The 25,166-nt window shown below is 70.7% G+C and carries 17 protein-coding genes and 3 pseudogenes; 15 read left to right on the plus strand and 5 right to left on the minus strand.

Annotation, left to right across the window (positions count from 1 at the left end; all coding sequences use genetic code 11):
• Positions 1-30 precede the first annotated feature (30 nt).
• Complete coding sequence (locus ACF1A5_RS08465) at positions 31-1,689, plus strand: glycoside hydrolase family 13 protein (protein ID WP_392192066.1); 1,659 nt, start codon at positions 31-33, stop codon at positions 1,687-1,689.
• Between the two features lie 157 nt (positions 1,690-1,846).
• Here ACF1A5_RS08465 and ACF1A5_RS08470 read toward each other — a convergent pair.
• From ACF1A5_RS08470 to ACF1A5_RS08480, 3 genes and pseudogenes are all read right to left on the minus strand, one after another.
• A pseudogene (locus ACF1A5_RS08470) lies at positions 1,847-2,111 on the minus strand (MFS transporter); the annotation flags it as partial.
• A 129-nt stretch (positions 2,112-2,240) separates the two neighbouring features.
• Positions 2,241-3,422, minus strand: a complete 1,182-nt coding sequence (locus ACF1A5_RS08475; protein WP_392192067.1) for a cysteine desulfurase family protein — start codon at positions 3,420-3,422, stop codon at positions 2,241-2,243.
• Positions 3,419-4,096, minus strand: a complete 678-nt coding sequence (locus ACF1A5_RS08480) for an ArsR/SmtB family transcription factor (RefSeq protein ID WP_392192068.1) — start codon at positions 4,094-4,096, stop codon at positions 3,419-3,421. The genes ACF1A5_RS08475 and ACF1A5_RS08480 overlap by 4 nt, the downstream gene beginning before the upstream one ends.
• A gap of 237 nt (positions 4,097-4,333) precedes the next feature.
• On the opposite strand from ACF1A5_RS08480, the pseudogene ACF1A5_RS08485 reads away from it, so the two are divergent.
• The 12 genes and pseudogenes from ACF1A5_RS08485 to ACF1A5_RS08540 all read left to right on the plus strand — a co-directional run bounded on the left by ACF1A5_RS08485 (position 4,334) and on the right by ACF1A5_RS08540 (position 17,993).
• A pseudogene (locus ACF1A5_RS08485) lies at positions 4,334-4,973 on the plus strand (4Fe-4S domain-containing protein).
• A gap of 467 nt (positions 4,974-5,440) precedes the next feature.
• Positions 5,441-6,481, plus strand: coding sequence for an NAD(P)-dependent oxidoreductase (locus ACF1A5_RS08490; protein WP_392192108.1), 1,041 nt, complete (start codon positions 5,441-5,443; stop codon positions 6,479-6,481).
• A gap of 3 nt (positions 6,482-6,484) precedes the next feature.
• Positions 6,485-7,996 (plus strand): FGGY-family carbohydrate kinase, encoded by a 1,512-nt coding sequence (locus tag ACF1A5_RS08495; RefSeq protein WP_392192069.1) that lies wholly within the window; start codon positions 6,485-6,487, stop codon positions 7,994-7,996.
• A gap of 222 nt (positions 7,997-8,218) precedes the next feature.
• Positions 8,219-8,722: an ATP-binding protein gene (locus ACF1A5_RS08500; protein ID WP_392192070.1), complete on the plus strand. Its 504-nt coding sequence runs from the start codon at positions 8,219-8,221 to the stop codon at positions 8,720-8,722.
• A 645-nt stretch (positions 8,723-9,367) separates the two neighbouring features.
• Positions 9,368-10,735, plus strand: coding sequence for an ABC transporter substrate-binding protein (locus tag ACF1A5_RS08505; RefSeq protein ID WP_392192071.1), 1,368 nt, complete (start codon positions 9,368-9,370; stop codon positions 10,733-10,735).
• Positions 10,736-10,818: 83 nt separating this feature from the next.
• Positions 10,819-11,781, plus strand: a complete 963-nt coding sequence (locus tag ACF1A5_RS08510) for a carbohydrate ABC transporter permease (RefSeq protein ID WP_392192072.1) — start codon at positions 10,819-10,821, stop codon at positions 11,779-11,781.
• On the plus strand, positions 11,778-12,674 hold the full coding sequence (locus tag ACF1A5_RS08515) for a carbohydrate ABC transporter permease (protein WP_392192073.1): 897 nt from the start codon (positions 11,778-11,780) through the stop codon (positions 12,672-12,674). Before ACF1A5_RS08510 ends, ACF1A5_RS08515 begins: the two co-directional genes overlap by 4 nt.
• A gap of 214 nt (positions 12,675-12,888) precedes the next feature.
• Complete coding sequence (locus ACF1A5_RS08520) at positions 12,889-13,923, plus strand: zinc-binding dehydrogenase (protein ID WP_392192074.1); 1,035 nt, start codon at positions 12,889-12,891, stop codon at positions 13,921-13,923.
• Positions 13,924-14,133: 210 nt separating this feature from the next.
• Positions 14,134-14,943 (plus strand): DeoR/GlpR family DNA-binding transcription regulator, encoded by an 810-nt coding sequence (locus ACF1A5_RS08525; protein WP_392192075.1) that lies wholly within the window; start codon positions 14,134-14,136, stop codon positions 14,941-14,943.
• Positions 14,943-15,710, plus strand: a complete 768-nt coding sequence (locus ACF1A5_RS08530) for an HAD family hydrolase (protein WP_392192109.1) — start codon at positions 14,943-14,945, stop codon at positions 15,708-15,710. Before ACF1A5_RS08525 ends, ACF1A5_RS08530 begins: the two co-directional genes overlap by 1 nt.
• Positions 15,711-16,084: 374 nt before the next feature.
• The gene (locus ACF1A5_RS08535; RefSeq protein ID WP_392192076.1) at positions 16,085-17,326 is read left to right on the plus strand and encodes a sensor histidine kinase; all 1,242 of its coding nucleotides are present in this window, start codon (positions 16,085-16,087) and stop codon (positions 17,324-17,326) included.
• A complete protein-coding gene (locus tag ACF1A5_RS08540; RefSeq protein ID WP_392192077.1) occupies positions 17,298-17,993 on the plus strand; it encodes a response regulator in 696 nt (231 codons plus the stop codon). The genes ACF1A5_RS08535 and ACF1A5_RS08540 overlap by 29 nt, the downstream gene beginning before the upstream one ends.
• A gap of 707 nt (positions 17,994-18,700) precedes the next feature.
• Here the strand turns inward: ACF1A5_RS08540 and ACF1A5_RS08545 are convergent.
• Positions 18,701-19,057 (minus strand): annotated as a pseudogene (locus tag ACF1A5_RS08545) (fic family toxin-antitoxin system, toxin component); the annotation flags it as partial.
• A gap of 398 nt (positions 19,058-19,455) precedes the next feature.
• On the opposite strand from ACF1A5_RS08545, the gene ACF1A5_RS08550 reads away from it, so the two are divergent.
• Both ACF1A5_RS08550 and ACF1A5_RS08555 read left to right on the plus strand, forming a co-directional pair.
• On the plus strand, positions 19,456-20,925 hold the full coding sequence (locus ACF1A5_RS08550) for a protein kinase (RefSeq protein WP_392192078.1): 1,470 nt from the start codon (positions 19,456-19,458) through the stop codon (positions 20,923-20,925).
• A 346-nt stretch (positions 20,926-21,271) separates the two neighbouring features.
• Complete coding sequence (locus tag ACF1A5_RS08555; RefSeq protein WP_392192079.1) at positions 21,272-23,188, plus strand: multicopper oxidase family protein; 1,917 nt, start codon at positions 21,272-21,274, stop codon at positions 23,186-23,188.
• A gap of 212 nt (positions 23,189-23,400) precedes the next feature.
• On the opposite strand, the gene ACF1A5_RS08560 is transcribed toward ACF1A5_RS08555, so the two are convergent.
• On the minus strand, positions 23,401-25,164 hold the full coding sequence (locus tag ACF1A5_RS08560; protein ID WP_392192080.1) for a thiamine pyrophosphate-dependent enzyme: 1,764 nt from the start codon (positions 25,162-25,164) through the stop codon (positions 23,401-23,403).
• Between the last annotated feature and the right edge of the window lie 2 nt (positions 25,165-25,166).

Genomic DNA, 25,166 nt, shown 5'->3' on the forward strand with positions numbered 1-25,166 from the left:
CCCACATCCTCAAAGGAGTAACGCAGCAGCATGTCCGGTACCGCACCGTGGTGGCGCAACGCCGTCATCTACCAGGTCTACATCCGCAGTTTCGCCGACGGAAACGGTGACGGGGTCGGTGACATCGCGGGCATCCGCTCCCGACTGCCGTATCTGAAGTCGCTCGGCGTCGACGCCATCTGGATCAACCCCTGGTACAAGTCGCCGATGGCCGACCACGGTTACGACGTCGCCGACTACCGAGCGATCGACCCCCTGTTCGGCACCCTGACCGAGGCCGAACAGCTCATCGAGGAAGCGCACCGGCACGGCATCCGCGTCGTCCCCGACATCGTGCCCAACCACACCTCCGACCGGCACGCCTGGTTCCAGGCCGCGCTGGCCGCCGAACCCGGCAGCCCCGAACGCGAGCGCTACGTCTTCCGGGCCGGTCGCGGACCCGACGGAACCGAACCGCCCAACGACTGGGTCTCCTGCTTCGGTGGCCCGGCCTGGACCCGGCTGCCCGACGGGGACTGGTACCTGCACCTGTTCGCCCCCGAGCAGCCGGACCTCAACTGGGAACACCCCGAGGTGCGGGCGGAGTTCGAGTCGGTGCTGCGCTTCTGGTTCAGCCGGGGTGTCGACGGCTTCCGCATCGACGTCGCCCACGGCCTCGTCAAGCATCCCGAACTGCCCGACCTGCCTCCCCGCCCGGGTTCCCCCGCCCTGCCCGGGCCCGCGCAGGAGTGGCCCCGGCAGCACGTCGACCATCCCCACTGGGACCGCGACGAGGTGCACGACATCTATCGCGCCTGGCGCAAGGTGGCCGACGAGTTCCCAGGCGACCGGTGCTTCGTCGCCGAAGCCTGGGCGGACACCCCCGAGCGGCTCGCCGCCTACGTCCGCCGGGACGCCCTGCACACCGCTTTCAACTTCGATTTCTTGATGTCGAGTTGGCATGCCAAGGACCTGCGCGCGGTCATCGACGACTCCCTCGGCATGCTCGGCGCGGTGGGCGCGCCGGCCACCTGGGTGCTCTCCAACCACGACGTCATGCGCCACACCAGCCGCTACGGCCGAACGGCGGTCAAGCGATGGACGGTCAACGAGCCCTACCGTCCCGAAGGCCCCCTGGACCTCGAGCTGGGCACCCGGCGCGCCCGCGCCGCCGCCCTGCTGATGCTGGCCCTGCCCGGCGGCGCCTACATCTACCAGGGTGAAGAGCTCGGTCTTCCCGAGGTCGAGGACCTGCCCGAGGCCGTGCTCCAGGACCCGATCTGGGAACGGTCCGGACACACCGACCGCGGCCGCGACGGCTGCCGCGTGCCGATCCCCTGGTCCGGGCAGACCGCACCGTACGGCTTCAGCCCCCAGGACGCCTCCGCCGCGCCCTGGCTGCCGCAGCCGGAGAACTGGGGTGAGCGCAGCGTGGAGGCGCAGACCGGGGACGAGACGTCGATGTTGGAGCTCTACCGCGGCGCCCTGCGGCTGCGCCGCGAGCACCCCGCCCTCGGCGACGGCGCCCTCACCTGGATCGACGCCCCCGAGGGCGTCCTGACCTTCCGCCGGGGCCCGGACTTCGTGTGCGTGGTCAACCTCTCGGCCGAGGCGTACCGGCTCCCCGACCACGTCTCGATCTTGCTGGCCAGCGGCACGGTGGAGGAGGGACTGCTCGCACCCGACGAGGCGGTCTGGCTCTCCGTGTGACCGTGCTGCTGTCCGCCAGGGCCTGTCCGGTGTTCCCCCGCTGACCGGACAGGCCCTGATCTTTTCCGACTGCACGTCTTGGAACGAGCCTGCCGTCTCCTGGGGATGGCACAGGTCGGGGGCGAGCGGGCGAGACGGAGCTGGGTGCGGGCGGTGATGGTCGGCGGCCTCGGGTCTGGGAGATGCGGCCGACGGTCACGGCTGCCAGGGCGGATCCACCGGTGAACAGGGCGCTGGGCAGTCCGGCGAGGCTGGTGGAGCCGAGCATGTCCTGGGCGAGGAGAGCCCCCACGGTGACGCCGGCGGCGAGGCCTTACGCCGCTGAGGACCTGGGAGGCGACCAGGACGCGCAGAATGCGGCGTTGAGCCTGTTCGGGGCCGGATATGTGGACCGTCGTGTCGGCGCGTGCGGAGCTGGTCATGCTCTCTTCCGGGGCAGGGGGCCGGCGTGGTGGCGCAGCGTGTTCTGGTTGACCGGGGTGGCGAAGGTGTTCGTCCACCACGGTCAGCGCCCCGGCAGCGTGGGCTCTGCTTCGGGTCGGTCGGCCCGGTCACTGCCTGGCAGCCGCTCGGATGAGGGCCGTTGCCGCGGTCCGGATGTCGTTCGGGGTGGTCCAGCGGCCCAGGGTCAGCCGCAGTGCGCCGAGCGCGCGGGCCGGGTCGAGGCCCATGGTCGTCAGCACGGGGGAAGGGGTGTGGGTGCCGCGGTGGCAGGCCGATCCGGTGGAGGCTGCGATCTGGTCGGCTGCGGCGAGGAGTTCGTGGCCGAGGACGCCGTCGACGCTGACGTTGAGGGTGTTCGGCAGGCGCCGCTCGTCGGGACCGTTCAGGTGGACGCGGCCGGGCAGCCCGTCTGTGAGCCGTTGGTGGAGGTCGTCGCGCAGGGCCGTGAGGCGGGCCGGGGCACCGTCGGCGAGTTCGGCTGCCGCGAGCCGGGCGGCTGTGCCGAGAGCGACGGCCAGGGCGACGTTCTCGGTGCCGGCCCGGAGGCCACGTTCCTGGCCGCCGCCGTAGACGACCGGCTCCAGCTCCACGCCGTCGCGCACGTACAGCGCAGCCGCGCCCCTCGGCGCGTACATCTTGTGCCCCGTGATCGTGAGCAGATCGACGCCGAGGTCCTTCACGTCGAGGGAGACCTTCCCCACCGCTTGGGCGGCGTCGCAGTGGAACAGCGCCCCGTGCTCGCGGGTCAGGGCGGCGAGTTCGTCGACCTGCTGCAGGGCGCCGGTCTCGTTGTTGGCGGCCATCACGGACACCAGCACCGTGTCCTCGGTGAGGGCGGCGGCCAGGACGGCCGGCTCGACGAGTCCGTCCCGGTCGACGGGCAGGACTGTCACCCGCGCGCCGTGCAGTCGCTCCAGCGCGCGGAGGGTCTCCAGCACAGCCGGGTGCTCCGTCGCCTGCGTGATCAGGTGGGGCTGCGCGCGGCCGGAGGCCAGGGCCGTGCCGCGCAGCGCGAGGAGATCCGCTTCGGATCCGGAGGCGGTGAACACGATCTCGCCGGGTCCGGCGCCGATCAGGTGGGCCACGTGGGCGCGGGCCTCGGCCAGCGCCCGGCGGGGCGTCCCGGCGTAGGCGTGGCCGCTGGACGGGTTGCCGAAGAAGTCGGTGAGGTACGGGGCCATGGCCTGCGCGACGCGCGGGTCGACGGGGGTGGTCGCGTTGTAGTCGAGGTAGACCGGACCGCCGGCCAGTCCCGGGTGCGGCGCGACGGCGCCGTCCCGCCCGGTCACGTCAGGTCCGAGACGTCGACGGGCAGTTGGGACAGGCGCCACTCCAGCATGCCGTCGTCGAGACGGATGGCCCGGCGCCCGCGGTCCGTCAGCAGCCGCACCGCGTCGTGGGCCAGGACGCAGTACTCGCCGCGGCAGTAGACGACGATCTCCGTGTACTCGGGCAGCTCGTTGATCCGCTCGGCCAGCTCCTCGACCGGGATGGACAGCGCTCCGGGAATGTGCCCGGCCCGGTACTCCTCCACGGGTCGCACGTCGAGCACGACGACGTCCCCGGCGGCGATGCGGGCTCGCAGTTCCTCACGGCTGAGCTCGGGAGCGGTGTCCTCGCCGAGATAGGCGTCCCGGGCGGCGGGCACGGCCGCCTGGTGGGCCTCGGCGACCTTGCGCAGCAGCGCGAAGAGCTGGACGACGTCGCCGCCGGCGAGGCGGTAGTGGATGCGCACGCCCTCACGGCGTGTGGCGACGAAGCCGGCTTGCTTGAGGGTCTGCAGGTGCGCCGAAGCGGTGGTCAGGTTCAGCCCGGCCGCCTTCGCGAGCGCGTCGACGGTGCGTTCGCCCTGGGCCGGCAGATCCAGCAGCTCCAGGCGTTTTCCGCTGGCCAGCGCCTTGCCGCTGGTCGCGAAGGCGTCGTACAGGCGCGCCTTCGTCCCGCTCGTCGTGTGCTCCGACATGGAATCCTCCACAAATCCATGGATTATGGTAACGGCCTGGCCCGCGATTGATCGCGCGTGGTTGCGAGACCCCCGGTGTTTCGTACTGCCGCCGGTCCGTCCGAGCCGAGGCGGGCCCTCGGAGCAGCGGGATGCCGCAAGAAGCAAGATCCGGACTCTCTTCCTTTGTCCGCGCGGCGCGGGATGGCCCTGAGGGCGAGCGGCCGGTCGGCGGGCGCAGAGCGGAGGGGGCGGGCCATGGGCGATGGACGATTCGAGGGCGGCCGGCACGTGGACGGGCGCTGCATGAACTGCGGAGTGGCCCGGCAGCTTGCCCCCGGCCTGGTCGGCGAGGCCGGCGGCCGCTCGGTCGTCCTGCGCCGGCCGCACGGCCGGTCCGAGCTCCGGCAACTCCATGCCGCAGCGCATGCCTGCCCCACCCGGTCGATCCGTCCCCCGGCCGGGCGGCTGGATGCGGCATGGGACCCCTTTCCGATGGCTCCGGACGACACCGTGTACTTGTGCGGGCACAACTCCAGGCACACCGCGGGGGCCAACTCCTACCTGTTACGCCGCCCCGACGGCACTGCGATGATGGTGGACACGCCGCGGTGGGGCACTTCGTCGGCCACGCGCCACGAACGGCTGGGCCCCGTCACCGATGTCCTGCTCACCCACCGCGACCACGCCGCGCACGGCCGCAGCTGCGCCGACCGCTTCGGCGCCCGGCTGTGGATCCACGACCATCGGCGGGCCGCGCTTCGAGTGGCTGCTGCCGGGCCATGGCGACCGCCGACTCCTCCCCGGCGACGACATGGCCCGGCGGCTGCGACGGCTGACGGCGCGTACCCGAGAACTGCGGCCCCGCCCCCTCGACTTCACCGCAGTACGCTGGTAACGGCCCGGCCCGCATGAGGGGTTGACCTCGGCCGTGGGACGACGTCGGCCGCGCGGGTTCCTGTGGTGTGGACACCGAGCAGTCCCCGCGGCCATGGCTCGTCCCGCCTTCTGCGGTCGCCCGCCCCGACACCTCGATGAGTTGGTCGAAGAACTCGCGCCGCGCCGGCAGGCGCGTGGCGGGTTCGGACGCCATGTGCGGCGACGGGGCACTCGCCCACGCCAGGCCACGGGGCTCGGTGCGTCCGCGGCCGACGCGGGCGACCGGGCTCATGCGGCGGCCGTGGCCGGCGGCGTCCAACACGGGCGACGGCCCCCTGATCGTCGACTCGCAGCGCGGTGCATGCGAACGGACGGCTTCGGCGGCCGGCGGCTGCGAGCAGGGCGCCCTGCGTGCGCGCGTGGGACGATGACGGAAGGACGGGAGAGGGGGCGAGGGGGCATCTCCTGGAGGTCTCGTTGCGTGTTGTGATCGTCGGTGACCGTTTCATCCCTGCCGAGCTCTATGTCGACGCCCTGGCGGAGGCCTGCGGCCCGGACTTCGGACCGGTGCACGGTGTGGAGTGGCCGGGAACCAAGGCGGAACAGCATGCGGCGCAGCAGACCATGGAGCGGCAAGGCCCGGAGGCCGTGGCGGTGCCCGACGAGATCCTGGACGCAGTGGGAGAGGCCGAGGTGCTGGCGGTGCACTTCGCCCCGGTGTCCCGTGCGGTGCTCGGGGCGGCCCCGGCACTGAGGGCCGTCTGCGTGGCACGTGCGGGGCTGGAGAACGTCGACGCCGCTGCCGCCACCGCCCTCGGAGTGGGGGTCGTACCGGTGTTCGGCCGCAACGCCACGGCGGTGGCCGAGCTCGCTGTCGGTCTGATGCTGACGGAGGCCCGGGACATCGCCCGGGTGGACGCCTCGGTCAAAGCGGGCGGGTGGCGCAAGACCCTCAGCCGTCCTGGCCGCGAGATCGGCGACAGCACGGTCGGAATGGTTGGCTTCGGCCACGTGGGGCGTGCGTTCGCCACCGTGCTGAGCGGCTTCGGCCCGCGCCTGATCGCCTACGATCCGTACGTGCCCCACGCCGTTCTGGCCGAACACTCGGTGGCACGGGCCGACGGCCTGGACACCGTGTTCCGGGAATCCGACTTCGTCCAGGTCTTCGCGCGGTTGACGGCCGAGACCGAGCGATTCATCCGCTCGCACCACTTCGCCCTGATGAAGCCGACCGCCTACTTCGTGAACACCGCCCGCAGCCGCCTCGTCGACACCACCGCTCTCTACGACGTCCTGGCGGCCCATCGCATCGCCGGGGCCGCACTCGACGTGCACGACCAGGAGCCCCTCCCCACGGACAGCCCCTGGCGCCGGCTGGACAATGTCACGATCACCACGCACTTCGCCGGTGACACGACGACCACGAGCGTGCGTTCCGCGCGGCTGGTCGCCGAAGCCATAGCGGAGCTGTCCGCCACAGGACGGTGTGTCTCCGCGGTCAACGCCCGTGAGCTGGGGTGGGTGTGAGCGGTGGCCGGGGATCTGGTGCTCGGCATCGATGCGGGGCACACCGTGACCAAGGCCGTGCTCTTCGACTCCGCGGGCCGGCAGGTTGCGCGGGGCGTGGGCACAGTCCCGCTCGACACCTCGCGTCCCCGTTGGGTCGAGCGGGACATGGGCGACGTCTGGCGAACCACGCACCGGGCCGTCAGAACCTGCCTCGCCGCGGCCGGCGTCGACGGGCGGGCCGTCGCCGCGGTGGGTCTGGCCGGGCACGGCGACGGCCTGTACGCCGTCGATGAGCAGGGCAGGCCGGTACGAGCCGCAATCGTTGCCATGGACACGCGGGCGGAGCCTGTACTGGCCGAGTGGCGGGACACCGCGGTCTGGGACCGTGCCCTCAGCCTGTCCGGCACGGTCCCCTTCGCGGCTTCTCCGGCCGCCCTGCTGGCGTGGCTCGAACGTCACGAGCCGACCGTCTTGGAGCGGGCCCGTTGGCTGCTGTCGTGCAAGGACTGGCTGCGCTGGCATCTGACCGGCGTGGTGGCCACGGATCCGACGGATGCCAGCGCCTCGTTCACCGACATGTGCCGGGGCGGCTACTCGCAGGAGCTGCTCGACCTGTTCGGGCTCGGACGGCTGGTCGACAAGCTGCCACCCGTACGGGCCTGCGACGCGGTGTGCGGAACGGTGACCCGGGAGGCCGCGGCCCTCACCGGGCTGGCCGCCGGCACGCCCGTCGTCACCGGCGCACACGATGTCGACGCGGCGGCGCTGGGGATCGGCGCCACCGAGGTGGGGGAACTGTGCCTGATCGCGGGGACGTTCAGCATCAACCAGGTGGTCTGGGACCGCCCCGTCACCGACCTGCGTTGGCAGTGCCGCAGATTTCTCCGCCCGGGGCAGTGGATGCTCATGTCCACCTCGCCCGCGTCGGTGGCGAACCTCGGGTGGTTCCTGCGGATCATGGATTCACCGGCCGGACCCCGCGGGGACGTCTACAGCGCCATCGGTCAGGAGGTGGGTGCACATCTGGAGGGCCCTTCCGAGGTGCTGTTCCATCCCTTCGTCTACGGTTCCCCCCACCAGCGCCCGGCCTGCGGCGGCTTCCTCGGCCTGCGCGGTTGGCACGGCCGCGGGCACCTGCTGCGGGCACTGCTGGAAGGTGTCGTCCTCAACCACCGATGGCACGTCGATGTCCTCTGCTCCCACCTGCCGATCACCGGGCCGGCCAGGCTGACCGGCGGCGCGGCGCGCAGCGTCGTCTGGAGCCAGATGTTCGCCGACGCACTGCGGCGGCCGGTCTTGGTGACGGACGTCGAGGAGAGCGCCGCCCGCGGGGCCGCGCTGCTCGCCGCGGGCGCCGTCGGGCCGATCGGCGACGGGACGGGGCCGTTCGCCGACGCCCAGGTCGTCAGGCGACACGAACCGGCCCCCGAGCGGGTCGCGGTTCTGGAGCAGGCCTACCAGCTCTACCGCGAAGCCGAGGAGGCCCTCTGGCCCGTCTGGGCCCGCCTCGACTCGGCAAGCGCGTCGGAGTGACCGGCGCCTGGAGCCCGCGCCGGTGACAGGTTCGGGTCCATCGGGTGAGAGATCTATCAGTCGTTTATCGCATTTTCCGTGATTTTATTCGCGATTCTATTGCAAATGGACCGAGTCGGGCGTAGACAGGCATAAGGACAAACCTTGGCCCGGCTCTCTGTGGCCGGTCACCCGCCACCCGAAGTGGCACCGACCCTCCCAGCCAGTCCGAAAGCTACGGCCATGTCTTCCGAGACCGCCCCGTCGATCGACCACGGCGCCCCGCTCACCACTCAGAGGAGCGGCACACCCTGCCCGGGCCCGCGCTCCTCGAACCCGCACCGGCCGGTGAAGGCCCGGTTCACACTTCCGGCGCACGAGGCACTCGTCGGCTGCCTGCGACGTGCCGCCCGAACAGTGCTCAGGCGCTGGCAGCTGTCCGACGACATTCAGGACTCGGCCCTCCTGATCGTGGGTGAACTGGCCGCGAACGCGGCCGTCCACGGGCGCAGCGAGATGTCGCTCCATCTGGTCCTCGCCCGAGGCACTCTTGGCATCATCATGGGCGATCACGGTGACCCCACTCCGTCGCACCACCGCCCCACGGACGACGATCCGGACGAACACGGCCGCGGCCTCGACATCGTCCACACCCTGTCCACCCGGGTCGACCTGCACCACGACGACCACGGGACGTGGATTCTGGCCCGCCTCGCCGTCCCGGCCCCCCGCTCGGGAGTGGACTGAGTGCGGCGATGTCCGGCGAACGGAAAGCGGGTCGAGTCCGAAGGATCGACCGGCCCCTACGGCTGCGGCGTCGGCATGGGCACGCCGCCGCGATGGAACGGCGGCTGAGCGTCCCCCCGCACGGCCGGCACTCCGAGGCGTCCGAGCGCGGCCGCGACGTTGGGGCAGGAGCCCCCCCGGCCGCGGCTGATGGGCGATGTCGCCCGGGACGGTCCGGGCGGGGGTGAGATCCACCGTGCGTCTCCGGCGACGACGACCGCGGGTGGTCCTGGGGGATGCGGGCCGGCTCTCATGCGGGATTCCTCGGGGATGGGGGCGGGGGGCGCGGAACTCCGACGGGTGGGCCGCCGAGGGCTGCACCGGCGGCCGTCGGACGCGAGGCGCCGGAGTCCTGTGTCTGCAAGGCGAGATCACGATAGATCTCAGAAAGTTTTCTCGCAAGATGTGTTAACAACGGCGCACTATGCTGCTAATAATTCCGCCATCGATGCCGCACCCACACCCCGGGGGGCATCCCTCTTACTCGGTCGAGCCTCGGTCGATGTCTCGACGAGAGCCCTCGCTGAGCGGTTGCACCCACGAGCCGTGCCGCCACGAGTGCCCCACAGGCCGTTTTCCGACCCACCCGCACGAGAGGTCCCCGTCATGCGTCCGACAAGCTTCACCCGATCGACGAGATATGCCCTGATGGCCTGCGCCGCCACCACCGCGCTGCTCGCCACCGCCTGCTCCGGAGCCGGCGCCGGCGGCTCCTCGTCGGGCGGCAAGAGCATCAACGTGCTGATGGTCGGCAATCCGCAGATGGAGGACATCGCGAAGCTCACGCGGAGCACCTTCACCAAGGAAACCGGCATCAAGGTGAACTTCACGGTGCTGCCGGAGAACGAGCTGCGCGACAAGGTCACCCAGGACATCGCCACCAAGGCCGGGCAGTACGACGTGGCCACCATCGGTGCCTACGAGGTACCCATCTGGTACAAGAACGGCTGGCTGCACGAACTCGGCTCCTACGCCGACAAGGACACGAGCTTCGACAAGGGCGACCTGCTCAAGCCGATGGTCCAGTCGCTGTCCGGCTCGGACGGCAAGCTCTACGCCCTGCCGTTCTACGGCGAGTCGTCCTTCCTCATGTACCGCAAGGACGTGTTCGCCCAGAAGGGCCTGAAGATGCCCGAGCACCCGACCTGGCAGCAGGTGGCCGACCTCGCCGCCAAGGTGGACGGCGCGAAGCCGGGCATGAAGGGCATCTGCCTGCGCGGCCTGGCGGGCTGGGGCGAGCTGGGGGCACCGTTGACCAGCGTCGTCAACACCTTCGGCGGCACCTGGTTCACCAAGGACTGGAAGGCCCAGGTCAACACGGGCGGCTTCAAGGACGCCACGAAGTTCTACGTCGACCTGGTCCGCAGGCACGGCGAGGCCGGGGCGGCGCAGGCCGGGTTCACCGAGTGCCTGAACGCGATGAGCCAGGGCAAGGTCGCCATGTGGTACGACGCCACCAGCGCGGCCGGTTCTCTGGAGGACCCGAGCACCAGCAAGGCCGCCGGCAAGATCGGTTACGCCTACGCTCCCGTGGAGAAGACCAAGAACAGCGGCTGGCTGTGGGCCTGGGCGTGGGCGATGCCGAAGACCACCAAGAACGCCGACGCCGCCTCGAAGTTCATGCTGTGGGCCTCCAGCAAGAAGTACGAGAAGCTCGTCGGTGAGAAGCTGGGCTGGTCGCGGGTGCCCGCCGGGAAGCGGGCCAGCACCTACCAGATCCCCCAGTACAAGAAGGCCGCCGGCTCCTTCGGTGACATCACCCTGCAGTCCATCCAGCAGGCCGATCCCGCGAACCCGGGCGTGCAGCCGCGGCCCACGGTGGGCATCCAGTTCGTCGCCATCCCCGAGTTCCAGGACCTCGGGACCAAGACGACGCAGGAGATCTCCGCCGCCATCGCCGGCAAGACCAGCGTGGACACAGCACTCGACGACGGCCAGAAGCAGGCCGAGGGCGTCGCCAAGAACTACAAGTGAGCCGCCCTGCTCCGGCCGGCCCCCGAGCCGGCCGGAGCGGCCGTCCCAGTCCGCACCGCTCCGCGGCGGAAGAAAGTCACTCCATGATCACGCTAGACCGTCCCCACACGAGGCGTCCGCGACCAGCCGCCCGACCGCTCAAGTCCCCGGGCGAACGCGGGTGGCGGCGTCGCCTTCCGCTGCTGCCCGCACTGATCTTCACCATCGCCGTCACGCAGCTGCCGTTCGTGGCCACGCTCGTCATCTCCACGTTCCAGTGGAACATCCTGCGACCGGGTGACCGTCACTTCACCGGCCTGTCCAACTACGCCTTCGTCTTCACCGACGAACGGTTGCGCAACGCGGTCCTCAACACCGTCGTCCTCACCGCGTCCGTCGTCGTCCTCAGCGTGGTGCTGGGCCTGGGCCTGGCCCTGCTGCTCGACCGGCACTTCTTCGGCCGCGGTCTGGCACGCACCCTGCTCATCGCGCCGTTCCTGGTCATGCCGGTCGCTGCCGCTCTGGTGTGGAAGCACGCCATCTACAACCCCGACTACGGGCTCCTCAACGGCACCGTCAACGCCGTCTACCGGCTGTTCGGGGCCACGAACAGCCCCACCGTCGACTGGGTCTCGTCCTTCCCCATGCCCGCCCTGGTCACCGCGCTCGTGTGGCAGTGGACGCCGTTCATGATGCTCATCCTGCTGGCGGGCCTGCAGGCGCAGCCCGGTGACGTGCTGGAGGCCGCCAAGGTCGACGGGGCCTCGGCGCTGCAGACCTTCCGCCTCATCACGCTGCCGCATCTGCGGCAGTACATCGAGCTGGGCATCGTGCTCGGCAGCATCTTCGTGGTGCAGACCTTCGACGCCGTCTACACCATCACGCAGGGCGGCCCCGGCTCCCAGACGACGAACCTGCCCTACGAGATCTACCTGACCATGTTCCGCAAGTTCGAGTACGGCCAGGCCGCGGCCGCAGGTGTCGTCGTGGTGATCGGCTCGATCGTCATCGCGACGTTCGCCCTGCGCGTGGTCGCCTCCCTGTTCCGTGAAGAGGTGTCCCGATGACCGGCACGACCGCGGCCGCCCGTGCATCGTCCAGTCCCGTCACACGCCGGCTCCCTCGGCGACGTCACAACGACCCCGGGCAGTCGCCGCGTCTGTCGCCCCTGTGGACGTTCGTCGCATGGCTGGTCACCCTGGCCTTCTTCGCGCCGGTGGCCTGGATGGTTCTCACCTCCTTCCACCAGGAGTCCGACGCGGCGACCAACCCGCCCAGTCCCTTCGCGCCGCTGACCCTGGACCAGTACAGGCTCCTGCTGGGCCGGGACATCACCCCGTTCCTGCTCAACTCGGCCATGGCCAGCGTCTTTTCCACCCTGCTGGTCCTCGCCCTGGCGCTGCCCGCGGCCTACGCGCTGTCCATCAAGCCGGTCAGGAAGTGGACGGACGTGATGTTCTTCTTCCTGTCCACGAAGTTCCTGCCGCTCATCGCTGCGCTGCTGCCGATCTACATGATCGTCAAAGAAGTCGGACTGCTGGACAACATCTGGACCCTCGTCGTCCTCTACACCGCGATGAATCTGCCGATCGCGGTATGGATGATGCGGTCGTTCCTCGCGGAGGTGCCCAGGGAGATCCTGGAAGCGGCCGAGGTCGACGGCGCGGGGCTGCCCACGGTGCTGTTGCGGATCGTCGCCCCGGTCGCCATGCCGGGAATCGCCGCCACCTCGCTGATCTGCTTCATCTTCAGCTGGAACGAGTTCATGTTCGCCGTGAACCTCACCGCGACCCAGGCCTCCACCGCACCGGTCTTCCTGGTGGGCTTCATCACCAACGAAGGCCTGTTCCTGGCCAGGCTGTGCGCGGCGGCCACGCTGGTCTCCCTGCCCGTCCTGATCGCCGGTTTCGCCGCCCAGGACAAGCTGGTGCGCGGGCTGTCCCTGGGAGCCGTCAAATGAGGGCCGACCCGACTCGGGCGCTGCGGTCCCACGGGGCGATCACCGATGAGGCACACAGCGTCGTCGAGCCGGACGTCCGCAGCGACGCCGTCCGTCCACCATCGGCGGCACCGCACACGATGGCCCGCCTTGCAGCGAGCACCGAACGCAAGCGCCACACCCCTTCCGGCCTCCTCTCCACGTGAACGCCCGAACCGAACGGAACCCCGTCACCATGACCCAGCTGATCCGCCGCGTACTTGTCCGCTCCCTCGACGACATCGTCGTCGAGAAGGCGCCCGTCCCCGTCCCCGGGAACGACGAACTCCTGGTACGCCCCACGATCGTCGGCGTGTGCGGATCCGACACCCATGCCGCGGCCGGACACCATCCGTTCATCGACCTTCCCTACCACCCCGGCCACGAGGCGGTGGGCGTCGTGGTGGCCACCGGCCCGGGGGCCGAGGACTTCGCCCCCGGCGACCGGGTGATCGTCGAACCGAACCTGTACTGCGGCCAGTGCCCACAGTGCCGGTCCGGCCGCTACAACATCTGCGAGGAACTGAAGGTCTTCGGCTGCCAGACCCCCGGCGCCCTCGCCGACCTGTTCACCATCCCCGCCGACCGCGTCCAACGCGTCCCCGACGGCATGACAGACATCCAAGCCGTCCTCGTCGAGCCCCTGGCCACCCCGGTGCACGCCGTGGCCAAGGCCGGCGACCTCGCAGGCCGTACGGTCGCCGTTCTCGGCGCCGGCCCCATCGGACTGTTCACGCTCATCGCCGCCCGGCACGCCGGTGCCGACCGGATCGTGGTGACCGACCTGCGGCAGGGCAAGCGGGACAGGGCGCTGCGCCTCGGCGCCGACGCGGCCCTGCCCGCCGACGCCCCCGACCTGGTCTCCACGGCCCGTGCCGCGCTGGGAGGCCCGGCCGACGTCGTCTTCGACTGCGTCGCCCGGGAACAGTCCATGGCCCAGGCCACCGACCTGGTCGCCAAGGGCGGTCACGTCGTTGTCGTGGGCGTGGGGGCCGCTGGTGCCACGCCGGTCCGCCTCGACCTGGTCCAGGACCGGGAGATCCGCATCGAGGGCACCCTCATGTACACCACCGAGGACTATCGCGTCGCCCTCTCCCTCATCAGCTCGGGCTCCTTCGACGCCGCCGAGATCGTCACCGCCACCTACCCCCTGGAAGAAGCGGCTGCCGCCTTCCGGGCCTCCCTCGATCCGGAGCACGTCAAGGTGCTGGTAACGGTGGACGGTCCCTAGTGCTTCGGCAGGAGCGTACTCGGTCCGCCCCGGCCCCGGCCGTCCCGGGGCCGGGGCACGGGCCCGGCCGGCCGCGGCCCATGTGCGAAACTGCGAGACTGGCGTCACCGACCGCCTGCACGTCGACAACGCCGCAGTCGCAGCCGTGCGTGAGGGTGGCTTCCGTTCCCCGCCGCCGAACGAGCACGACCGAAGGGAAGGAGGGGCGCCGTGGCCGCCCGCACGCGATCGTCCCACGCCGTCGTCGAGGAGCGGCGCAAGGCCGTCCTGCGTTACGTCGCCGAACATGGCGAGACGCGCATCGACGACCTCGCCGAGCAGTTCGGCGTGAGCCTGATGACGATGCACCGGGACCTGGACGACCTCGCCGGGCGTCACCTCCTCCGCAAGGAGCGCGGGCGGGCCCTCGCCTTCCCCGCCCTCACCATGGAAATGGCCACCCGCTTCCGGGAGAGCAGCGCCCTGGCGGCCAAGAACGCCCTCTGCGCAGCCGTCGCCGACCGGATCAAGCCAGGCACCACGGTCCTCATGGACGACTCGACCACCCTGTTCCCGCTGGTCCCGGTACTGGCCGGGTTGGACCAGCTGCATGTCGTCACCAACTCGGTCGGCCTGGCCCAGCGCCTCGGCTCCGAGTCCAGGGTGAACATCACCCTCCTGGGCGGGCGCTACCGCGGCGACTTCAACTCCTGCACCGGCCCCGCGGTGACCCGTGCGCTGTCACAGATCCACGCCGATCTCGCGCTGATGTCCGCCACCGCGATCCTGGAGGGCCGGCTCTTCCACCCCATGAACGACTACGTCGAGGTCAAACTGGCCATGCTCACCTCCGCCAAGCACGCCCTGCTCCTGGCAGACCACTCGAAGTTCGGCAAGACCGCCACGTATGCCTACGGCACCGTGGCCGACTACGAGGCGGTCATCACCGACACCCACACTCCCGAGGCCGAGCTCGCCGCCATCCGCGACCTGGGCGTGCCCGTGGAGACGGTCGCCGCCGAAGAACAGCCCCCCTCGTGATGCGGACACTGTTCGAAACACCAAGCGCCTACCGCCCCAGCGACGCCGAGCGGGCCGCGCCGCTACCCCCGGTGCAGGGTGTGCTCTTCGACTTCAGCAATACGCTCTTCCAGATGATCCCCCTGGAGGCCTGGCTGCGCCGAGTGGGTCACGCGTCCGGCCGCCTCGCGCTGCTCGACGCACCCGGGGCCGAGGCCGAGATCTCCCGCCAACTGCGCACCGCCTTCCAACTGCCGTCCGTCGGCGCACTGCAGCAGGGCCGCGACCTGTCGCCCGAGCGGCACCGGCAGGCCATGCGCGGGTGGTGGCGGCACGTGGACTTCCTGCGCGGCGCGGAAGAGACCGCGTACCGGGAACTCACCGCGCCGGATGCCTGGATCCCGTATCCCGACACCGAGCCCACCCTGCGCGCACTCCGTTCCAGCGGCCTGCGCATCGCCGTCGTCAGCGACTTCGCCTGGGATCTGCGCGCTCACCTCGCCCACCACGGGATGAGTGACCTGATCGACAGCTGTGTCATCTCGTACGAGCAGGGCCGCGAGAAGCCCGATCCGCACCTCTTCTTCAAGGCGTGTGCCGATCTCGGCACCGAGCCCCGGGCCACGCTCATGGTGGGCGACAATCCGGTCCGTGACGGTGGTGCGACCGTCTGCGGCCTGCGGACCTACATCCTGCCCGCAGAGAACCGCACCGGCGAGCGCGGCCTCGCCGACATCCTCCGCCTGACCTCCGAACGGCAGACGCGCGACGCCCAGCCTCCGCGATGACCACGACGGCCGTGCGCGGCGGCGGAGGTGGGAGTACGTACCGGTCGGGGTCGCTCGTCAATGGCTCGTGGAAAGAGGCGGGTTCGGGTCGGACGGTCCCTGGAGAGGCGGCTCCGGGCGCTCGGGGCTTCAAGATCGTCCCGTGGCCCCTCCGGGCACGTCCCGGCGATCCTCCTGGAGGGCGGTGATCTCCGCTCCGTCCGCGCAGCGGGTCGGCGCGGGCGATCGCCGGTGCGTCATCGGACCGCCTGCATCCGCAGAGCCGTGACGGAGCAGTCGGTCGCCGGGGCGAGGCGTTTCTGCGCCGGCCGGCCGTCGATCGGTGCGACTGGCGATGTGATGCTCGATCCGGCCGTCGACCCTACGGTGGTGGCATGGTGCTGATCAGCGACGAGAGGGGGCAAGCGGCGACCCGGATTCGTGTGACGGACGGGCTGGGCCTGGCTGTCCTCTTCCTGCTGTCCGTGGTGGCTGCCTCGATCGAACCGCATGAGCACCGGTTCTCATTACGCTGGACCGCCCTGGTACTGGCGGGCGTCGGCTGCTCGGCACTGATCTGGCGACGCCGCCACCCGATCGGCGTACTGGCCGTCGCACTCGGGTGCGGGGTGGGCTTCCTGGTCCTCGGGTTCCGGGAGAGCCCGCTCGTGATCAGCCCGGTTCTGGTGTCCGTCTACACCGTGGCCCTCTTGACCGACCGACGGACCGCCTGGACCAGCGCCTGCGCCTCGGCCGCCGTCTTGGTGGGCTCCGCCATCCTGTATGCCCCTCGCTCGTGGCTGAACCCCGACAACGCGGCACTGCTGGCCTGGACGGCGCTGCCCGCCGCCATCGGCGACGGCCTACGCTCCCGGCGCGCCTACGTGGCGGCCGTGGAGGAACGGGCGGAGCACGCCGAACGCACGCGTGAGCAGGAGGCGCAGCAGCGAGTGGCGGCCGAACGGGTGCGTATCGCGCGCGAGTTGCACGACATCGTCGCGCACCACATCGCACTGATCAACGCCCAGGCCGGCGTGGCCGCCCATCTCGCGGAGCAGCAACCGGAACAAGTGCTGACGGCCTTGGAGGACATCAGGGAGACCAGCCGGTCGGCGCTCGACGAGCTACGGGTGACCGTGGGGCTGCTGCGGCAGTCCGGCGATCCGGTCGCGCCTCGCAACCCCATGCCGGGCCTGGCTGACATTCCGGTGCTTCTGGCGTCCTTCGAACGCGTCGGCCTCGAGGTCAGCCACACCCGGCACGGCACCGCCGCCCCCCTGGCGCCGGCGGTCGATCTGGCCGCGTACCGCATCGTTCAGGAGGCCCTGACCAACGTGCGCAAGCACGCCGGGGCCGACCACGCCCGCCTGATCCTGCACCATCACCCCGAACGTTTGACGATCACCGTTGAGGATGACGGGGGGACCGCGCAGCATCGTCCGCCCCCTGCGGGTACCGGGCACGGGTTGATCGGGATGCGTGAGCGGGTGGCCACGGTCGGGGGCCGGCTGCACGCGGGACCGCGCCCCGAGGGCGGCTTCAGCGTGACGGCCGAGCTGCCGCTGCGCCCCGGCCTGCTGATCGGCGAGACACCAAGGAGGGACGGACATGACGATTCGCGTACTGCTTGCCGATGACCAGGCCCTGCTGCGAGGCACCTTCAGGATGCTGTTCGACTCCACCAGCGACATGGAGACGGTCGGCGAGGCGTCCAACGGTCACGAGGCCGTGGAGCTGGCGCGGACCCAGCACCCGGACGTGGTGCTGATGGACATCCGCATGCCGGAGATGGACGGCCTCGACGCCACCCGGCTGATCAGCGAGTCCGTAGATCTCGCAGCGGTGAGAGTGCTCATCCTGACCACCTTCGAGGACGACGAGCACGTGGCCGAAGCGCTGCGCGCCGGAGCGAGCGGCTTCCTTGGCAAGGGCGCGCGCCCTGAGGAACTGGTCGAGGCCGTCCGCACGGTCGCAGCCGGCGACGCACTGCTGTCACCCGCGGCCACGGGCGCGCTGATCAGGCGCTTCCTCGCGCAGCCGAACCCCCGCCCAGGAGAGGTGCACGAGCGGCTGAAGTGCCTGACGCCACGGGAACGCGATGTCCTGGGGCTGGTGGCCCTGGGTCTGTCGAACGACGAGATCGCCGAACGTCTGTTCGTCAGCCCGCTGACCGCCAAGACCCACGTCAACCGGGCCATGACCAAGCTGGCGGCCCGCGACCGGGCCCAGCTCGTGGTCATCGCCTACCAGTGCGGCCTGGCCAGCGCGGCGCCAGATCCGCTGCGTTCAGAGGTGCCCACGTAGGCCCCAGCATGTCTGCCCCGGCTGTAGGCGGGCCTCCCGGATACTGCGGCCGTGGTACCCAGGATTCACTGCGCGAGGACGACGCGCGAGGGGTCCTCGCTGGGGGAAGGTGAGACAGCGAACGGAGGTCTCACCATGATCGGAATCCCCAGCCGGACCAGCGACCACGACCGGACTACCACGGGCCGCCAGGCGGACGACTGCCTTGCGGCGGTGGCGCCGCACCTGACCCTCCTACGAGATTTCCTGGCCTGCGACACTCACCGCGACCAGCACGGACACCACGACGGCCGGTCCGAGCGCGGCCACGTGCCGCTCCGTCGTCGCACACCCGCTCCCTCGGCCGGACGGCTCACGCTGCCGCAGTGGGTCAGCAAGACCAAGAACATCAGCACGCCGGCCTTGACGGCCGACGAGGGCCGTGGCGCTCGCCGACAGTCTTCCCCTCGCCTTGCGCAGGCCGACTCCCCGATTCGGACGGTTTCCCTCGACGCCCCTCCCAGACCGCCCCGGTCCCGCGCAGCGTGAGGCTGCTGAACTTGATTGAGCGATGCCGGGACCGGCCGCCCGACATGAGTCGGGTGACTACTCCCAGGGTCTGCCCCTGGACATCGGCCCGCGCCTCGGGCCGCCCCGTCGTCACCGCTCTCGCGACCGGCCTCGGGCCGCCGTCCGCCTGGGGTCGCCGGTCGAGCCGGCCAGGGTTTCCACGTGTGGAGCATCGCAGCGATTCTCGCGGCGGTGCAGCGGGGGTTGTTCAGCTCGTGGGCGAGCGTGGTGAGTTGCTCGCGGGTGGGGCTGACGCGGATGTTGCTGGCTTCGAGGTACACCACTGCGGTCGCGCAGGCGACGGTGAGGCAGGAGCGCTCCAGCCGGCGGCAGCGGCCGACGGTGTGCACCAGCGCCGCGCCGCGGGCGTAGGGGCCGTCATAGCGGGGGTGGTCCAGGAGTTCGCCGCGGTGGCGGGCCACCGCGGCCACGGGCAGGCCGAAGTCGTCCACGCTCGGGTCCCGGTGCCCGGCCCGCTCGGCGACCTCCAGGATCCAGGACTCGTCGATGTGCATCACGCGGCCGCGCCCGGCCGGTAGGCATAGGGGGCGTCGAGCTGCTCCTCCAGGCCGTCCAGGTAGGGGCAGTGCTCCTCGATCAGCCGCTGCGCGGCGGCCATGCCGGCGGGCCGGGCACCGGTTACATGCGCATCGGCGACACCAACCTCGGGGGGTGGCCGAGGCGAACCCGGGGGGCGGGGCGGCACCGCGGATCCTGCTCAGCATCGGTGTCGACGACGTCGACGAGATGCTCGGCCGGGCCCCTGGCCGACTCGTCACGTGAACTCGGCAGCGCGCCCGCCCGCGCCTGCCCTGCGACGCGCCCGGCGGGGGCGGTGGCGATCGGCCTGTCGAGGTCGCGCCGTAAGCTGCGCCGGGATCCGTATAAATGGGAGGCGTGTGTGGGGCGGGACATGGTCCTCAGTGGCCGGTACGAGCTGGCCGAGAAGCTGGGGCAGGGCGGCATGGGAACGGTCCATCGGGGGGTGGACCGGCAGCTGCGCCGTACCGTCGCGGTCAAGCTGCTCTCCTCGGAGTTGGCCCACGATCCACAGTCGCGAGCCCGCTTCCGGCGTGAGGCGCATGCGGCCGCCGCGCTCAATCATCCAGCGGTGGCCACCATCCACGACGTCGGCGAGGAGCCGCACCCGGACGGACCCCGGCCCTACCTGGTCATGGAGTACGTGCAGGGCGCCACCCTCGCCGAGGTCCTCCGAGAGGGCCCACTGCCTGTCGCCGACGCCATCAGCACGGCCTGCGCGGTTCTGGACGCGCTGCGGCACAGCCACGAACGCGGCATCGTGCACAGGGACATCAAACCCTCGAACATCATGCTCACCGGGCCCGACACCGTGAAGGTCCTCGATTTCGGCATCGCCAAGGCGTTCACCGAGGCCGCCACCCGTATCACCGGCAGCGGTGCGGCCATAGGCACCCCCGCTTACCTCTCGCCCGAGCAGATCAGCGGCGCGGAGGTCGACCACCGGGCCGATCTGTACGCGACGGGGTGCCTCCTGCACGAACTGCTGACCGGACAGCCCCCGTTCCGCGGCGACTCGCCCTTCGCCGTCATGCATCAGCACCTGTACGCCGAACCCGAGCCGGCCGCCCGGTTCCGGCCCCAGATACCGCCGGCGGTGGAGGCAGTGATCCTGAGCGCACTGCGCAAGGACCCGGCGGAACGATTCGCCGATGCTGGAGAGATGCGCGCGTCCCTCGCCGACGCCGTCACACAGAGTTCCATGCCGACGGCCAGGGCCACCGCTCTTCCGCCGCCGCCCCGAGCGACGCGGCCCGGCGGCCGAACCGCTCCCCGCGACAGGTTCCGCATCTCACTGCGCCCGTCCGCCGACAGCGCTCTGGCTCTGCTCGGCTGTCTGCTTTCGCTGCTGTGCGCACACGGCCACCTGGTGGACACCGCTCACTTCGGCCAGGTCGCCGTTGCGGCCGGAGTGTTGGGAGTGGCGACGCTGCCATGGTCGACACGCCTGGCATGCGCGGTGGGCTGGGGACCGGCGGCCGAGACGGTGGCGGTCAACTCCGAACTGCGGCGCGCCGAGATTGGCTGGGCCGGCTCCTACGTCGCCATCGCCGCCCTGCTGGCACTGGCCGCCGCCTGCTGCCTCCTCGGCGCGGTACGCAGCCAGGAGCGCGGCGCCGGCTCACTGGTCGCCTTCTGGTTCAGTGCCACCGCATCGATCTGGTACTTCCTCGACGACCTGCACAAACTGTTTGTCTTCTACCTGCTCCTGGCGCTGGTGGCCGTTGCCGCCGTGTCGTGGGAGACCGTCGAACTCGTGCGGCGCCGGTCCGGGCGCAGGGGGGCAGCGCTGGAAAGCTCGTCCGGCAGCGTGACGCCGCCTGGCTGCGGGACCGCGGCCTAGTCTGCAAGGCTGCTTTTTCCGCGTCCCGGAGTCGATCAGGCGCACCGAACCCGGGGCCCTGGGATTCATGGCCCGTCGTCCCGACAGATGGATGCGGTCATTTGCAACTGACGGATCGTGGCCGTCATTGCGCCGATGGCAGGCCGCACGTCGCCCGGCCCAGACAACCCGACGACACGCTTAACGCCCATACGGTTACTCGTTGTGCATGCGCCATAGCATCCAGTAAGGGGGTGCCCGACTCCCCGGGCTGCGGAAGGCGAGTGAAATGATCGCACGAAGAGACTTGCTCGTGGCCGGGGCCGTCGGTGGGGCGGCCCTGGCCCTCCCAGTACCTCATGGGGCGGTGGCACGCCCGAACGGGACCGCGGGGGGCCTGGGGGCCGGGTCTGCCGCCGGACTCCCAGTCTCCACCCTGGACCCCACGACCATCCCGAAATACGTCACCGACCTGGTGATTCCGCCGGTGATGCCGAAGGATCCCCACTCGCGGCGGCACGGCATCGACAGCTACGTCATCGGTGTCCGGCAGTTCAACCAGCAGGTGTTGCCACCCACTCTGCCCTCCACCACTCTGTGGGGGTACGGCTCGCTCGCGGACGACGACACCTTCAACTACCCCTCGTTCACCATCGAGGCCAGGGTCGACCGGCCCGTCCGGGTCACCTGGGTGAACGATCTCGTCGACAGCCAGGGCCGTTTCCTCCCGCACTTGCTCGCGGTCGACCCCACTCTGCACTGGGCGAACCCGCCGGGGGGCAAGACCGGGCGCGACTGCCGACCGGCGTTCACATCGACGCCGGGTCCGTATACCGGCCCCGTGCCGATCGTCACGCACCTGCACGGGGGGTATTCCGCCGAGGAGAGCGACGGCCACCCCGAAGCGTGGTACCTGCCACGCGCGAACGACCTCCCTTCCGGGTTCGCCACCGTGGGCTCGTTCTACGCCGAGTTCCGTCGGAAGTTCGCCGATGCACATGGCCTGAAGTGGGAGCCGGGTACCGCGACCTTCCAGTACGCCAACGACCAGCGGGCGGCGACCCTCTGGTTTCACGATCACACCCTGGGACTGACCCGGCTCAACGTCTACGCCGGGCCCGTGGGGTTCTATCTGCTGCGCGGCGGCGAGTGCGACCTGCCCAAGGGGGCTCTGCCCGGACCGGCGCCCGCCCTCGGTGACCCGCCGGGCACCCGGTACCACGAGATCCCCCTGGCCATCCAGGACCGCTCGTTCAACTCGGACGGCTCGCTGTTCTACCCCACGAGCCGGGAATACTTCGACGGGTACGCGGGTTCGTACATTCCCACCACGGATGTGTCCCCCATCTGGAACCCCGAATTCTTCGCCAACACCATGGTGGTCAACGGCCGGACATGGCCGAAGCTCGAGGTCGAACCGCGCCGCTACAGGCTGCGCTTGCTCAACGGCTGCAACGCCCGGTTCCTCGTCCTGAAGATCGCGGAGAGTCCGACCGCCCGGCCGGCCCAGTCGGCCCTGCCGTTGTGGCAGATCGGCAACGACGGCGGGTTCCTGCCCGCGCCGGTGCGGCTGGAGCGGCTGCTGCTGGCCAACGCGGAGCGGGCCGACGTCATCGTCGACTTCACCGGGATCCGGGAAGGCACCGAGCTGTACCTGATCAATGAGGGCGCGGACGAGCCCTTCGGCCGGGGCGATCCCGGCGTGGACTTCCTCGTGGCGGATCCGGCCACCACGGGTCAGGTGATGAAGTTCGTGGTCGGTCCGTCGGCGAGCAAGGACACCAGCGTCCCGCCGGATCGGCTCAGGCTGCCCCGGCTCGGACCACTCGGCTCGTCGAGTGTCACCCGTCGTCTCTCCCTCAACGAGATGGACTCCAGCAGTCCCCTGGTGCCACCGGATACACCGGTCGAAGCCATGTTCGGGACGCTCGATTCTGCCGGCAATCCGGTGCTGCTCCACTGGGCCGATCCGGTGACGGAGAACCCACGGCTGAACGCGACCGAAACGTGGGAGCTGCACAACTTCACTGACGACGCCCACCCAGTCCACCTCCACGCGGTGGCGTTCGAGGTGGTGAACCGGCAACCGTTCAACGGGTCACCCATTCCGCCGGAGAGCCGGGAGCGTGGCTTCAAGGACACCGTGATCGCCTATCCGGGGGAAATCACCCGGGTGAAGGCCCTGTTCGACCACCCTGGTCGCTTCGTCTGGCACTGCCACATCCTCGAGCACGAGGACAACGAGATGATGCGGCCGTACCAAATCGGAGGCAGGCGCGACTGACAGGCCGGCACCCGTGGTCGGTCGCAGCAGTCGGGGCACCAGGAGACGGTCAACGGCAAACGGTTCCGTCCCAGGGCGGTACTCCACCCGTAGGTCGTGATCACGGGCGTACTGGCGTTGCGGCCGTGACCGCCTCCGGCGTCGTCCGGGCCCGCCGGCACGCCCCCGCGTGGGGACGGCCGGTCGGGCCCGTACGGCCGCGGGGTACGGGCTCAGTGCGCGTCCGAGTCGCCGTGGCTGCGCACGATCTCCTTCATCTTGGCCACTGCGAAGCCCCAGCCCTGTTCGACGGTCGGCTTGGCGGGGACGGCGATCTCATCCGGGTTGGTGAGCACGTCGAGCAGGACGGGCCCGGGGGTGCTCAAGGCGCGGCGCACGGACTCCTCCAGTCGGGCCGGATCGGTCACGCGGATGCCGGTGATGCCCATGGCCGTGGCGACGGCGGCGAAGTCGGGGTTGTCCAGCACGGTGCCGAACTCCGGCAGGCCGGCCTGCTCCTGCTCCAGCTTCACCATGCCCAACCGCCGGTTGTCGAAGACGACGAGTTTGACGGGGAGATTGCTGGTCTTCAGGGTCATCAGGTCGCCCAGGAGCATGCTCAGCCCGCCGTCGCCGCAGAAGGCCACGACCTGGCGCGACCGGTCCAGGCACTGTGCGCCGAGCGCCTGTGGCATGGCGTTGGCCATCGAGCCGAGGTTGTAGGAGCCGAGAAGCCGCCGCTCGCCGCGCATCTCGACGAAGCGCGAGAGCCACACCGTGGCCATGCCGGTGTCCGAGGTGAAGATCGCGTCGTCGTCCGCGAGCCGGTCGACAACGGCGGCCAGTGCCTCCGGGCGGATGTCGTGGTCGCGGTTGTCCAGCGCCGACCGGATCCGCCCGGCCAGACCCTTGTCGTGCGCCGGGTCGGCGAGCCGGGCCTGCCCCGCGCGCCACTGCTCGAAGCTCTTGCGCGCGCCCTCCAGGTGGGAGCGGTCCCGGGCGCCTTCGGAACCGGGAGTCGCGGCGGTCAGGTGGCCGAGCAGGTCCCGGACGGTCGCGCCCGTGTCGCCGACGAGCCCAACCTCGGCGGGGACCCGACGCCCGATGTGGGTGGCCTCGGTGTCCACCTGGATGACCGTCCGGCCCTCCGGCAGCCAGTCCCGGTAGGGGAAGTCGGTGCCCAGCAACAGGAGGGTGTCCGCGTCCTCCAGTGCCGAGGCCGCCGCGGGGTTGCCGATCAGTCCGGTCTGACCGACCTGGAAGGGATTGGTCTCGCCCTCGAAGCCCTCCTTGGCCTTCAGGGTGAGCACCATCGGCGCGGCCAGGCGGTCGGCCAGGGCCAGTACGTCCTCGCGTGCGGCGCGGGCGCCCCGGCCCACGAGCAGCGTGACGCGCTCCGCACGGTCGAGCAGCTCCGCGGCGCGGCGCACCGCGGACTCCTCCGGCCTGGTCACGGGCGGGTTCAGGGAGAAGCGGGCCGGCCGGTCGGCGGTCAGGTCCCGGTCGCCCAGGTCACCCGGCACGGTGAGCACGGCGACGCCCTTGCGGCCCAGCGCGTTGCGCACCGCCGACTCCAGCATCTGCGGCAGCTGGTCGGGGGAGGTGACCGTGGCCCGGAACACCGCCACGTCGCTGAAGAGCGCGTCGTTGTCGACCTCCTGGAAGTAGTCGCTGCCGACTTCGGCGAGCGGCACCTGACCGGCGATCGCCAGGACCGGCGCATGGCTCTTGGCCGCGTCGTAGAGGCCGTTGAGCAGGTGGACGGAGCCGGGTCCGACGGTGCCCATGCACACGCCGAGGGTGCCGCTGAGCTGTGACTGGGCACTCGCGGCGAACGCTGCCGCCTCCTCGTGCCGGCAGCCCACCCACTCCACGTCCTCGGTGGTGCGGATGGCGTCGGTCAGCGGGTTGAGGGCGTCACCGACGACGCCGAAGACCTGGCGCACGCCGAGCTCGCTCAGCGCGTCCACGATCACACGGGCAACGGTTCGGGCCAAGG

The organism is Streptomyces sp. NPDC014864 (assembly GCF_043081525.1).
In the GTDB taxonomy this organism is placed as follows: domain Bacteria; phylum Actinomycetota; class Actinomycetes; order Streptomycetales; family Streptomycetaceae; genus Streptomyces.